This window comes from Alphaproteobacteria bacterium (genome assembly GCA_041396705.1).
Classification (GTDB): Bacteria; Pseudomonadota; Alphaproteobacteria; order CALKHQ01; family CALKHQ01; genus CALKHQ01.
In genome coordinates this window covers 36,554-47,788 of the sequence record JAWKYB010000026.1, presented here as the reverse complement: position 1 = coordinate 47,788, position 11,235 = coordinate 36,554, and the positions used below count along the sequence as shown (strand labels likewise).

Sequence of the window (11,235 nt, the reverse complement as noted above, 5' to 3'; positions counted from 1 at the left end):
CCAGCCCGCGGGTCAGCAGCCTGCGCGGCGCCTTCGGGTCCAGCGTCGGGTGCAGCAGCTGGTCGAGCGACTCCGGCGCCACCCTCCGCACGGCCTCGTCGCGGCCGATCAGCCCCTCGTCGGCCATGTCGACGGCGATGCGGACCGCGGCGGCGGCCGAGCGCTTGCCGGTGCGGGTCTGCAGGATGTAGAGCCGGCCGCGCTCGACCGTGAACTCGACGTCCTGCATGTCGCGATAGTGCCGCTCCAGCCGCCCCAGCGTGCGCGACAGCGCGGCGAACAGCGGCGGGTCGGCCTCCTCCATCGCCGAGACGGCGGTGTGGGTGGCGGCCTTGGCGGCGATGGTGATCGGATGCGGGGTGCGGATGCCGGCGACCACGTCCTCGCCCTGGGCGTTGACCAGATACTCGCCGAACACGGCGTTGGCGCCGGTCGACGGGTCGCGGGTGAAGGCGACGCCGGTACAGCAGTCGTCGCCCATATTGCCGAACACCATCGCCTGCACGTTGACGGCGGTGCCCCAGTCCTCGGGAATGTCGTGCAGCCGGCGGTATTCGCGGGCGCGGGCGTTCGACCAGCTGTTGAACACCGCGTCGATAGCGCCCCACAGCTGGTCCTCGGGCCGGCTCGGGAACGGCTTGCCGGTCTCCGCCTCGACCCGCTGCTTGAACCGCGCGACCAGGGCGCGCCAGTCGTCGGCGCCGAGGTCGGTGTCGAGGATCAGCCCGCGTTCCTCCTTGTGGATCTCGATCGCCTCCTCGAAGCCCTCGTGGGCGAGGCCGAGCACCACGTTGGCGTACATCTGCACGAACCGGCGGTAGCTGTCCCAGGCGAAGCGCTCGCCGCCGCCGGCGGCCAGCCCCGCCACCGTGTCGTCGTTGAGGCCGAGGTTGAGCACGGTGTCCATCATGCCCGGCATCGAGGCGCGGGCGCCGGAGCGCACCGAGATCAGCAGCGGGTCGGCCGGGTCGCCGAAGCGCCGGCCGATGCGGGCCTGCAGCGCCTCCAGCGCGGCGGCGACCTGCGCGCGCAGGCCGTCGGGATGGCGGCCGTGGGCGAAGACATGGTTGCAGGCCTCGGTGGTGATGGTGAAGCCGGGCGGCACCGGCAGGCCCAGCCGGCTCATCTCCGCCAGGTTGGCGCCCTTGCCGCCGAGCAGCGCCTTCATCTGCGCGTCGCCGTCGGCCGCCCCGCCGCCGAAGGCAAAGACCCATTTCGTCATCGCCGCACCATCAAGCTGCCTCACGCGCGTCATTTCGCATGTGCGAGATGCGGGGGCAACCGGGGAATGGCGCGCGAAACGACGCGTCGCAGCGGAATGCGGCGCGAAGGCCGGGCAGCCCCCGGGACCGGCCCGGGGGCGACGCGGGTTGTACGGCTCGAGGCGGGGGCCGGAACGCCGCCCGCGGCGGCTCAGTCGCCGAGCCTGCCCATGGCGATGGCGGTGTCGGACATGCGGGTGGAGAAGCCCCACTCGTTGTCGTACCAGCTGACCACGCGCACGAAGGTCTCCTCCATCACCGTGGTCTGGGTCAGGTCGAAGGTGGAGCTGGCCGGGTTGTGGTTGAAGTCGGTGGACACCAGCTCTTCCTCGCTGGTTTCCAGGATGCCGGCCAGCCGGCCGCCGGCCGCCTGCTTGATCGCGCCGTTGACCTCGTCGACGCTGGTCGCGCGGCGGGCGTCGAACTTGAAGTCGACCACCGAAACGTTGGGCGTCGGCACCCGGATCGAGCTGCCGTCCAGCTTGCCCTTCAGCTCCGGCAGCACCAGGCCGACGGCGCGGGCCGCGCCGGTGGTGGTCGGGATCATCGACAGGGCGGCGGCGCGGGCCCGGCGCAGGTCCTTGTGCAGCGTGTCCAGCACCGGCTGGTCGCCGGTGTAGCTGTGGATGGTGGTCATGAAGCCGCGCTCGATGCCGATCGCCTGGTGCAGCACGTGGGCGACCGGGGCCAGGCAGTTGGTGGTGCACGAGGCATTGGAGACCACGCGATGGGCGGCATCGAGCTGGTCGTCGTTGACGCCGTAGACCACGGTCAGGTCGGCGCCGGTGGCCGGGGCGGAAACCAGCACCCGCTTGGCGCCGGCGTCCAGGTGCATCGCCGCCTTGTCGCGCGCGGTGAAGATGCCGGTGCACTCCATCACCACGTCGACGCCCAGCACGCCCCAGGGCAGCTTGGACGGGTCGCGCTCGGCGGTCACCTTGATCTGGCCCTTGCCCAGGTCCATCCAGTCCGGCCCGTGGGTCACCCGGCCGGGATAGCGGCCATGGACGGAATCGTATTTCAGCAGATGGGCGTTGGTCTCGACCGAACCCAGGTCGTTGATGCCGACGAACTCGATGTCGTCGCGCCCGTATTCGAACGCGGAGCGCAACACCAGCCGCCCGATGCGGCCGAAGCCGTTGATCGCGACGCGAACAGCCATCTCAATCCTCCATTCCGTTGCCGGCGCGGTCGGCCACGCACCGTGCCCGCCTGTAATATGCAACCCGTGTCAATTCGGCCATGGCCGGCCGATCACTTCTTCGCGGCGGCCAGCCGTTCCCGTGCCGCGGCCGCCACCGCCTCGGCGGTGATGCCGAAATGCGGGAACAGCGCCTCGATCGGGCCGGACGCGCCGAAGCCGGTCATGCCGACGGTGGCGCCGTTGGCGCCGACGATGTCGTCCCAGCCCGTCATCAGCGCGGCCTCGACCGCGACGCGGACGCCGCCGGCCGGGCCCAGGATATCGGCGCGGTAGTGGGCGTCCTGGCGGCGGAAGATCTCCAGGCACGGCGCCGACGCCACCGCGACCTTGCGGCCGTCCGCGGCCAGCAGGTCGGCCGCGGCCAGCGCCAGTTCGACCTCCGAGCCGCTGGCGATCAGGGTGACGTCGCGGCCGTGGCCGGGATCGCGCACCAGATAGGCGCCGCGGGCGCAGCGGTTGGTGCTGTCGGCGTCGTCGCGCAGCGCCGGCAGGCCCTGGCGGGTCAGCGCCAGCACCGAGGGCCCGTCCTTGCGGGCCAGCGCCAGCGCCCAGCACTCCAGCGTCTCCATCGCGTCGGCGGGGCGGAACACGTCGAGGTTTGGAATGGCGCGCAGCGCGGCCAGATGCTCGACCGGCTGGTGGGTCGGGCCGTCCTCGCCGAGGCCGATGGAATCGTGGGTCAGCACCTGGATGGCGCGGATGCCCATCAGCGCCGCCAGCCGCAGCGACGGGCGCATGTAGTCGCTGAACACCAGGAAGGTGCCGCCATAGGGGATCAGCCCGCCATGCAGGGCGATGCCGTTGACCGCGGCGGCCATGCCGTGCTCGCGCACGCCGTAGAACACATAGCCGCCGTGCCAGTCGCCGGCCTTGACCGGGTCCATGGCGAAGGCCTTGGTGCGGGTGTTGTTGGAGCCGGTCAGGTCGGCCGAGCCGCCGATCAGCTCCGGCAGCACCGGCGCCAGCGCCTCCAGCGCCTGCTGCGAGGCGACCCGGGTGGCCAGCTTCGGCATCTTTTCGGCCAGCGCGACCTTGGCGGCGTGGACCGCGTGGCCGACCGTGTCGGGCAGGTCGCCGCGGAAGCGGCGCTCGAACTCGGCGCGGACGGGACCGATCGCCTGCTCCAGCCGCCCGGCCCAGGCGGCGCGGGCCGCGGCGCCGCGCTTCGCGGTCGCCCGCCAGGCGTCGAGGATGCGGTCCGGCACCTCGAACGGCGGATAGGGCCAGCCCAGCGTCTTGCGGGTCCTGGCGATCGCCTCGTCGCCCAGCGCCTTGCCGTGGGACTCGGCGCTGCCGGCCAGGCCCTCGGGCGCGCCGAAGCCGATCACCGTCTTGGCGGCGATCAGCGACGGCCGCTCGCTGTCGCGCGCCGCCGCGATCGCCTTGGCGATGGCGTCGGGGTCGTGGCCGTCGCAGGCCTGCACGTGCCAGCCGGAGGCCTCGAAGCGGGCGAGCTGGTCGTCGGAGGTGGTCAGCGAGGTGCTGCCGTCGATCGAGATGCCGTTGTCGTCGAAGATGACGATCAGGCGGCCGAGCCGCAGATGGCCGGCCAGCGAGATCGCCTCCTGGCTGACGCCTTCCATCAGGCAGCCGTCGCCGCAGAACACGTAGGTGTGGTGGTCGACCAGCGCGTCGCCGAACTCGGCGTTCAGCCGGCGTTCGGCCAGCGCCATGCCGACCGCGTTGGCGATGCCCTGGCCGAGCGGGCCGGTGGTGGTCTCGATGCCGGCGGCGTGGCCGTATTCCGGGTGGCCGGCGGTGCGGCTGCCGAGCTGGCGGAAGTTCTTCAGCTCGTCCAGCGTCATGTCGGCATAGCCGGTCAGGTACAGCACGGCATAGAGCAGCATCGAGCCGTGGCCGTTCGACAGCACGAAGCGGTCGCGGTCCGGCCAGCGCGGGTCGGCCGGGTCGAAGTTCAGGAAGTCGCGGAACAGCACGGTGGCGATGTCGGCCATGCCCATCGGCATGCCGGGATGGCCCGAATTGGCGCGCTGGACCGCGTCCATCGACAGCGCACGGATGGCGTTGGCCATCTCCGCGTGAGAAGCCTCGGCCGGTGCCGTCATGTCAGATCCCCGAATGCTGGAGCGGCGAACGCTGGATACGAGAAACGGGGCGGGCGCCCGCGCGGCCGGCGATGGGCCGCGCGGGCGCCGATCCCGATGGCAGGATAGGCGAGAAGGGGCGGCCGGTCAGCCGTTGTTCTTCTCTTCCTGGCCCTTCAGCGCGGCGCCGAGGATGTCGCCGAGCGTGGCGCCGCTGTCGGACGAGCCGTACTGCTCCATCGCCGCCTTGTCCTCCTCGACCTCGCGCGCCTTGATCGACAGCATGATCTTGCGGCTGCCGCGGTCGATCTGGGTGATCTTGGCGTCCAGCTTCTCGCCGACCGCGAAGCGGTCCGGCCGCTGCTCGGAGCGGTCGCGGGCGAGGTCCGACTTGCGGATCACGCCGACGGCGCCGTCGGCCAGGGTCACCTCGATCGCGTTCTCCAGCACCGCGCTGACGGTGCCGGTGACGATCTGGCCCTTCTTCAGGCTGCCCAGGCTGCTCTCGAACGGATCCTGCTCGAGCTGCTTGATGCCGAGGCTGATGCGCTCCTTCTCGGCATCGATGTCCAGCACCTTGCACTTGACCGTGTCGCCCTTGGCATAGTCCTTCACCGCCTCGTCGCCGGGCTTGTCCCAGCTCAGGTCGGACAGGTGGACCATGCCGTCGATGTCGCCGGGCAGGCCGACGAACAGGCCGAACTCGGTGATGTTCTTGATCGCGCCCTCGACCGTGGAGCCGACCGGGTGGTGGCTGGCGATGTCCTCCCACGGGTTCGACAGGCACTGCTTCAGGCCCAGGCTGATGCGCCGCTTGACCGGGTCGACGTCCAGCACCATCACCTCGACCTCCTGGCTGGTCGAGACGATCTTGCCGGGGTCAACGTTCTTCTTGGTCCAGCTCATCTCCGAGACGTGGACCAGGCCCTCGATGCCCGGCTCCAGCTCGACGAAGGCGCCGTAGTCGGTGATGTTGGTGACGCGGCCGTTGAACTTGGCCCCGACCGGATACTTGATCTCGACGCCTTCCCACGGGTCGGCCTCGAGCTGCTTCATGCCCAGGCTGATGCGCTGGTTCTCCGGGTTGAAGCGGATCACCTGCACCTTGACGGTCTGGCCGATCTGCAGCGCCTCGCTGGGATGGTTGATCCGGCGCCAGGCGATGTCGGTGACGTGCAGCAGGCCGTCGACGCCGCCCAGGTCGACGAAGGCGCCGTAGTCGGTGATGTTCTTCACCACGCCCTGCAGGATCTGGCCTTCCTTCAGGTTGGCGACCAGCTCGGAACGCTGCTCGGCGCGGGTCTCTTCCAGCACGGCGCGGCGCGACACCACGATGTTGCCGCGCGGGCGGTCCATCTTCAGGATCTGGAACGGCTGCTTGGTGCCCATCAGCGGGGTGACGTCGCGCACCGGGCGGATGTCGACCTGGCTGCCGGGCAGGAAGGCGACGGCGCCGGAAAGGTCGACGGTGAAGCCGCCCTTGACCCGGCCGAAGATCACGCCCTGCACCCGCTCGGCCTTGTTGAAGTGCTCTTCCAGCGCGTCCCAGGTCTCCTCGCGCTTGGCCTTCTCGCGCGACAGCATCGCCTCGCCCATGCGGTCTTCCATGCGCTCGACGAACACCTCGACCTGATCGCCGACCTTCAGCTCGGGGATCTGGCCGTTCTCGGCGAATTCCTTCAGGTCGACGCGGCCCTCGGACTTGAGGCCGACGTCGACGGTGACGGCGTCGTCGTCGATGGCGACGATGGTGCCGCGGATCACGGCGCCTTCGAACACCGCGTCGTCGCCCATGGTCTCGGCGAGCAGCGCGGCAAAAGCTTCGGTTTCGGTTGCGGGGGTCTGAGCAGTCATCAAAGGGTCCTTACTCGGTTCGGGTCATGTTCCGGCCAGCCGGTTGTCTCCGGCGGTCTGCCCCCGAAAGGGGCTGTTGGTGCGATGGTTTGCCAAACGGGCCGTGCGGATGCCTGCACGGCCGGGTTCATGTCTGTTCCGGTCCGGGAACGCCCCTAGTTGTCCGCGCGGTCGCGGCCGAGCCTGGAATGCACAATGCGCAGCACTGCCGCCAGGGCGGCGTCCGCGTCCATCTCGGTCGTGTCCACGCGGCAGGCGTCTTCGGCCGGCGCCATCGGCGCGACGGCACGCGAAGCGTCGCGTGCGTCCCGCTCCTTCATTTCTTGCAGGACGGCGGCGTATATAGCGTCCTCGCCGCGTTCCCGCAACTCGTTCCAGCGCCGGCGGGCGCGAACCGCCACGTCGGCGTCGACGAACAGCTTCACGTCGGCGCCGGGGCAGATCACCGTTCCGATGTCGCGGCCGTCGAGCACGGCGCCCGGCGCGCCGCCGGGCGGACGCGCCGCGAAAGCGCGCTGCAGGTCCAGCAGCGCCGCCCGCACCGCCGGCACGACGGCGATGCGCGAGGCGGCGCGCCCGATCGCGTCGTCGGCCAGCCGCGGGTCGGCCAGCGTGGCGACGTCGAGCGCGCGGGCGGTGCGCGCGGCCGCCTCGGCGTCGTCGAGGTCGGCGCCGGCGTCCAGCATGTCGCGGGCGACCGCGCGGTAGAGCTTGCCGGTGTCGAGGTGGGCGTAGCCCAGCCGCTCGGCCAGCCGGCGGGCGAGCGTGCCCTTGCCGGAGGCGGCCGGCCCGTCGATGGCGACGACGACGGCCACGCTCAGCCGCCGGCGGCGCGGATGTCCGCGCCCAGGGCCCGCATGCCGTCGGCGAAGCCGGGGAAGCTGGTGTCGATCGGCGCGCCGTCGTCGATGGCCACGGGTGCGTCGCTGGCCAGGCCGAGCACCAGGAAGCTCATGGCGATGCGGTGGTCGAGCCGGGCGGCGATGGTGGCGCCGCCGGCAGGCGGCCGGCCGGTGCCGTGCACGATCAGGTCGTCGCCCTCGATCTCGACCCGGGCGCCGCAGGCGGCCAGCCCGTCGGCGGTCACCGCCAGCCGGTCGGATTCCTTGACGCGCAGTTCGGCCAGCCCGCGCATGCGGGTGCTGCCCTCGGCACAGGCGGCGGCCACCGCCAGGACCGGGTATTCGTCGATCATCGACGGCGCGCGCTCGGCCGGCACGTCGACGCCCTTCAGCGCGCTGGCCGAAACCACCAGGTCGGCGACCGGCTCGCCGCCGACGCTGCCTTCGTTCTCCATGCGGATGGCGGCGCCCATCTCGACAAGGGTGCGGTAGAGGCCGTCGCGGTGCGGGTTCATGCCGACCGCCGGCAGCCGCACCGTGCTGTCGGGCACGATCAGCGCGGCGACGGTCGGAAAGGCCGCCGACGACGGGTCGGCCGGCACCGCGACGGTGCGGCCGCGCAGGTCGGGGTGGCCGGCGACGGTGACGATGCGGCGCGCGCCGTCGGCCTCGACGGTCACGCTGGCGCCGAAGTGGCGCAGCATGTTCTCGCTGTGGTCGCGCGACGGCGCCGGCTCCACCACCGTGGTCTCGCCCGGCGCGTTCAGCCCGGCGAGGATGACGGCCGACTTGATCTGCGCCGAGGCGACCGGGGAGTCGTAGCGGATCGGCAGCGCGGTTTCCGGGCCGGTCACCGCCAGCGGCAGCAGCCCGCCGGTCCGGGTGACGAAGCGTGCGCCCATCCGCGCCAGCGGGCCGGTGACCCGCGCCATCGGCCGCTTGTTCAGCGAGGCGTCGCCGGTGAAGAAGCAGGTGATCGGCTGGGTCGACACCACGCCGATCAGCAGCCGTGCGGCGGTGCCGGAATTGCCCATGTCCAGCACGCAGTCTGGCTCGGCCATGCCGCCGACGCCGACCCCGTGCACCCGCCAGACGCCGTCGGCGCCGCGGTCGACCGTGGCGCCCAGGCGGCGCATGGCGGCGGCGGTGGCCAGCACGTCCTCGCCCTCGAGCAGGCCGCTGATCGTGGTCTCGCCGAGCGCCAGCGCGCCGAGCATCAGCGCGCGGTGCGAGATCGACTTGTCGCCCGGCACGCGCAGGGTGCCGGCGAGCCCGCGCGAACGGCCGGCGCTGAGCGGCCGCGGGCTCGAGGAAGGGTGGGTCATGTGCCTGGAAATCCGCCAGAGGTTGCGCTCGCGCGGCGGACAGTAGGCGGCCCCGCGCGGCGGGGTCAATCGCCGATCGTCGCCGCGCGCGACGCGTGTGCCCACTTTGCTTTTGACACATGCCGGACTTCGTGGCAGAGGCACGGGCCGCATCGCACCGAGCCTTGAGCGCAGGCGGCCCGCGCCGCAGCGGCCGGCGGACCGGCCGGGCAAGGACCCGCGCAACCCGACGCAGTGAAGGAGACCGAGGCGTGGCCAATCCGGAATGGGGCATCAAGCGGCAGTGCCACAGCTGCCACACGCGCTTCTACGACCTGAACAAGACGCCGATCGAATGCCCCGCCTGCGGCACGGCCTACGATCCCGACGCGGCCTATCGCAGCCGGCGCGGGCGCGCCGCGCCGGAGAAGGCCCGGCCCGCGGTGGCGGCGGTGGAGGACGAGGACGAGGAGGTCGACGAGGAGACCATGGAGGACGACGACGAGGTCGTGCTCGATGACGAAGACGACGACACGCTGGTGCTCGAAGAGGACGAAGACGAGGACGAGGCCGCCATCGAAGCGCCGGCCAAGAAGGCGGCGCCGGCCGACGACGAGATCGAGGACGACATCGACGAGGACCTGCCCGAGGTCGACGACGACGAGGACGACGGCGACTTCGTGCTCGAAGAAGACGACGAGGAAGAGGACGACGTCGACGGCATCGTCAAGCCGGAGGACGAGGACTGACGCCCGGTCCGGCGCCGCGTCGGCGCGCTTGACCCCGGGGCCGCTCCGGCCCCACCCTCGCCCCGGCCGCGGATGCAAGGCCGAAGAGCCGGGGGAGGAAAGCGATGCCCAAATTGTTCGGGCGCGACTGGTCGCGCGCCCAGCTGGTGCGCCAGTTCGGCGACATGTCGCAGGTGTTCGGCGTGCGCGCGGTCACCTGCGACGACGGCCCGGAGCGCGGGCTGCGCGTGCTGGAATTCGACACCGGCTGCGGCTTCCGCTTCGACGTGCTGGTCGACCGCTGCATGGACATCGGCTCGATGCAGCTGGACCGCGCCGCCATCGGCTGGCATTCGCCGACCGGCTTCCGCCATCCCTGGCTGCATGAGGTCGACGCGGAGGGCGGGCTCGGCTTCCTGCGCTCCTTCTCCGGCTTCATGAACACCTGCGGCCTCGACCATGTGCTGGGCATGGCCGAGGAAAGCGCCGACCACTACAACTATCCCTATCGCGCCAAGATCTTCCACGGCATCCACGGCCGCGCCAGTTACACGCCCGCGCGGCTGGTCGGCTACGGCGTGCAGTGGGACGGCGACCAATGCACCCTGTGGGCCGAGGGCGAGGTGCGCCAGGCGGCGATGTTCGCCGAGAACCTGAAGCTGACCCGCCGGATCGAGGCGCGGGTCGGCGAGCCGACGGTCAGCATCCGCGACCGGGTGGAGAATCTGGGCTTCTATCGCACGCCGCACATGCTGCTCTACCACGTCAACATCGGCTGGCCGGTGCTGGACGACGGGTCGGAACTGGTGGCGCCGATCGCCGGCACGCCGTTCATGGCCCACGACCCCGACGCCACCGACGTCGACTATCGTTTCCAGACCGCGCCGCTGGACGGGTTCCGCGAGCAGGTCTACGCCCACGAGGTCAAGACGGCAGCCGACGGCACCGCGCTGGCGGCACTGGTCAACCGCCGCTTCGACTGGGGCGACGGCCGCACCGGGCTGGGCTTCCAGATGGAATACGACAAGCGCGCCCTGCCCTGCCTGCTGCAGTGGCAGAACCTGCAGGCCGGCAACTACGTGATGGGCATCGAGCCGTGCACGGTCTGGCCGGGCAGCCGCCAGCAGCAGCGCGAGCGCGGCGAGATCCGCTGGCTCGACCACGGCCAGGAAAGCAGCTACGCGCTGCGTTTCTCCGCGCTGGCGGGCGAGGCGGCGCTGGCGTCGCTCGATGCCCGGGTGGCGGCGATCCAGGGCTAGAGCGGCGCTATGGCTTGTAGCCGCCCATGGCGCAGACGCGGGACCATTCCGCATCCGTAACGGGCTGTACCGACAGCCGGGAGTTCTTGACCAGCACCATCTCGGCCAGCGCCGGCTCGGCCTTGATGGCGGCGAGCGCGACCGGCTGCGGGAAGGCGCCCACCGTCTTCAGGTCGACCATGCCGTAGCGGCCGGTGTCGTCCTTGGGGTCGGGGTACCAGGTCTTGACCACCTCGACCACGCCGACCACCGCCCGCTCGTCGCCGGAGTGGTAGAAGAAGCCGCGCTCGCCGACCCGCATCGCCTTCATGTTGTTGTTGGCCTGGGCGTTGCGGACGCCGTCCCAGAAGGTGCTGCCGGCCTTGACCTGGTCGTCCCACGACCAGGTGCCGGGCTCGGACTTGTACAGCCAGTGGGCCATGGGCGCCGTCGCGTCAGGCGGCCGGCATGTGGTCGGGGTTCCAGATGCCCTTGCGCATCCGGCCGATGGTGATGCTGCCGAACAGGCCGCCCTTGGTGAACGGGTCGTTGGCGGAGAACGCCTCGGCCGCGGCCCGGCTCTCGGCCTCGATCACGAAGGCGCTGCCGGTCATGGTCTCGCCGTCGTCGGTCAGGGTGGCGCCGGCCAGCACGATCAGCGCGTTCTGCTGCTTCAGATAGTCGAGATGCGCCGGGCGCAGCGACATGCGCAGGTCTGTGCTGTTCGGCTTGTCGACGCAGTGGATGGCCCAGAGCAT

General features: G+C 71.3%; 10 protein-coding genes. 2 read left to right on the top strand and 8 right to left on the bottom strand.

Annotated elements, in window-relative coordinates; all coding sequences use genetic code 11:
* The 6 genes from R3F55_25135 to aroA all read right to left on the bottom strand — a co-directional run.
* Positions 1-1,222 (bottom strand): PEP/pyruvate-binding domain-containing protein (locus tag R3F55_25135; GenBank protein MEZ5670660.1); only part of this gene is annotated, 1,222 nt, incomplete at its 3' end.
* A 191-nt stretch (positions 1,223-1,413) separates the two neighbouring features.
* Complete coding sequence (gene gap, locus R3F55_25130) at positions 1,414-2,424, bottom strand: type I glyceraldehyde-3-phosphate dehydrogenase (protein MEZ5670659.1); 1,011 nt, start codon at positions 2,422-2,424, stop codon at positions 1,414-1,416.
* Between the two features lie 92 nt (positions 2,425-2,516).
* On the bottom strand, positions 2,517-4,532 hold the full coding sequence (tkt, locus tag R3F55_25125) for a transketolase (GenBank protein MEZ5670658.1): 2,016 nt from the start codon (positions 4,530-4,532) through the stop codon (positions 2,517-2,519).
* A gap of 126 nt (positions 4,533-4,658) precedes the next feature.
* Positions 4,659-6,365 carry a 30S ribosomal protein S1 gene (gene rpsA, locus R3F55_25120; GenBank protein ID MEZ5670657.1) on the bottom strand — a complete coding sequence of 569 codons (1,707 nt, stop codon included), beginning with the start codon at positions 6,363-6,365 and terminating at the stop codon, positions 4,659-4,661.
* A gap of 155 nt (positions 6,366-6,520) precedes the next feature.
* Positions 6,521-7,180 (bottom strand): (d)CMP kinase, encoded by a 660-nt coding sequence (gene cmk / locus R3F55_25115; protein MEZ5670656.1) that lies wholly within the window; start codon positions 7,178-7,180, stop codon positions 6,521-6,523.
* Positions 7,181-7,182: 2 nt separating this feature from the next.
* Entirely contained in the window at positions 7,183-8,532 is a 1,350-nt protein-coding gene (aroA, locus tag R3F55_25110) for a 3-phosphoshikimate 1-carboxyvinyltransferase (GenBank protein MEZ5670655.1), read from the bottom strand.
* Between the two features lie 251 nt (positions 8,533-8,783).
* On the opposite strand from aroA, the gene R3F55_25105 reads away from it, so the two are divergent.
* Together R3F55_25105 and R3F55_25100 are read left to right on the top strand one after the other, a co-directional pair.
* Positions 8,784-9,260, top strand: a complete 477-nt coding sequence (locus R3F55_25105; GenBank protein MEZ5670654.1) for a TIGR02300 family protein — start codon at positions 8,784-8,786, stop codon at positions 9,258-9,260.
* A gap of 104 nt (positions 9,261-9,364) precedes the next feature.
* Positions 9,365-10,498 (top strand): aldose 1-epimerase family protein, encoded by a 1,134-nt coding sequence (locus R3F55_25100; GenBank protein MEZ5670653.1) that lies wholly within the window; start codon positions 9,365-9,367, stop codon positions 10,496-10,498.
* Between the two features lie 7 nt (positions 10,499-10,505).
* Here R3F55_25100 and R3F55_25095 read toward each other — a convergent pair whose 3' ends face one another.
* Together R3F55_25095 and R3F55_25090 are read right to left on the bottom strand one after the other, a co-directional pair.
* Positions 10,506-10,919, bottom strand: a complete 414-nt coding sequence (locus R3F55_25095; protein ID MEZ5670652.1) for an EVE domain-containing protein — start codon at positions 10,917-10,919, stop codon at positions 10,506-10,508.
* Positions 10,920-10,932: 13 nt separating this feature from the next.
* Entirely contained in the window at positions 10,933-11,235 is a 303-nt protein-coding gene (locus R3F55_25090; protein MEZ5670651.1) for a YciI family protein, read from the bottom strand.